Consider the following 1385-nt stretch of genomic DNA (forward strand, 5'->3'; position numbering starts at 1 on the left):
TCACGCGCAAAAGTTGGGGACTAGGCAAAAAGTTTGGTCAATCTGAACAGGAAGAAAGTCCGGTCTTTTACTCCCCGGAGCTGCATCCTGAAGTTTTTGATTTTGGCATTGAAGGACTCGGCAGCTGCATTGGTGCTTCTGTGATCAAAATAGTTTAAAATATCCCGGTAATGATTCTTTATTGTTTTTCTCAAGGTGGAAAAAGATTCAAAGCCTGACTGCTCAACTTCGTTAAACCAACATGCAAGCTGGGTCATGGCCAAAGATTTTGGAATATTCCGGTTGTAGATTTTTCGAAGCCCGTCGACCAGTTGATAGGCTTTTTCCAGATCCGGATATTGTGAAAACAGGATAGAAGCTCTTTGGCTTTGGGAGAGCGTCCATTTTTCACGGCTTTTATAAAGCAAGTACCTGCTTCTTGCCAAAAGTTGTTTGCGGGAATCCCCGTTTTCAAATAGTTCGGTGGTTGGTTTTTTGTTTTTATCCGCTCCTTCCATTTCTTTGTTTTCCATTTCAATAGCTTCCCAGCGGTGTCTGATCCGGATTTCCTGAAGGGCTTCTATAGCCAGCTTCTGCACATGGAAACGATCAATCACCTGATCCGCACAGGGGAAACATTTTTTAGCAATCCGTTTCATCGAGCCCGCCATATCCAGGGTAATCTCTTTTACCGTCATTCGTCGCTTTCTTTTGATTTTTAAAAGATGGGAAATAACCGAATCACTTTGCGTCCCTTTTACAATAGCTACGATGCCTGCTTTTCTGCCTTTTGCCTGCTTTGAGGTAAGGACCGTATAGAGCTCGCCATCGGATAAAGCCACTTCATCCAGGGAAAGCTGCCCTGAAAGGTTCTCAGGATAAAGAATCCATTCTTCTGCATGGGGCCTTTGTTCCCAGTCCTTAAAATCGCTGAGTTTCTTTTTGTACTGTTTCTGGAATTTCCTTCCGTCAACCCCATACAGATCACCGATGGTTCTGCAGGAAAGGGCGTTAGTATCGGCAGATTTTTTTTAAGAACCCAGCAAAATCCTGAGTCATTCGGGTTCCTTTGGCAATAAGCTTCCAGTCTCTCTGAAGAATTTTACCGGATTTTACATCGGTCCACCGGCGGCGTTTAATATGAAGCTTTACGGATTTACCGCGCAAAGGAAAATCATCCACCGTGATTTCATCATGGAAGCCTTTGGACTGTAAATGAAGCGACGAGAATTCTTTCGGCACGGTACTTTTTTCTTCAAAGTAAATATGCAACAGGTTGTCTTTCTCTTCAAAGCGGACAATCTCGAAATAAGAAATTAAATATTCGGGAAGCAGTAATTTTAAAAGTTCGTTCTCACCAGACATTCAACAAAAATAAAACATTATATCTTTTCTCCCCAACTTTT

At 42.5% G+C, this 1385-nt stretch carries 2 protein-coding genes; both read right to left on the reverse strand.

All coding sequences use genetic code 11. The features are described from left to right. Positions 1-20 precede the first annotated feature (20 nt). Positions 21-971 (reverse strand): ISAon1 family transposase, encoded by a 951-nt coding sequence (locus tag CHA01nite_RS20310; protein WP_146944807.1) that lies wholly within the window; start codon positions 969-971, stop codon positions 21-23. 19 nt (positions 972-990) lie between these two features. After that, positions 991-1344, reverse strand: coding sequence for an ISAon1 family transposase N-terminal region protein (locus CHA01nite_RS20315; RefSeq protein ID WP_146944809.1), 354 nt, complete (start codon positions 1342-1344; stop codon positions 991-993). Between the last annotated feature and the right edge of the window lie 41 nt (positions 1345-1385).

Source organism: Chryseobacterium hagamense (assembly GCF_007991455.1).
Classification (GTDB): Bacteria; Bacteroidota; Bacteroidia; order Flavobacteriales; family Weeksellaceae; genus Chryseobacterium; species Chryseobacterium hagamense.

Coding starts and splice junctions, on each gene's coding strand:
- CHA01nite_RS20315 (WP_146944809.1), bottom strand. CDS start 1,344: ATGTCTGGTGAGAACGAACTTTTAAAATTACTGCTTCCCGAATATTTA.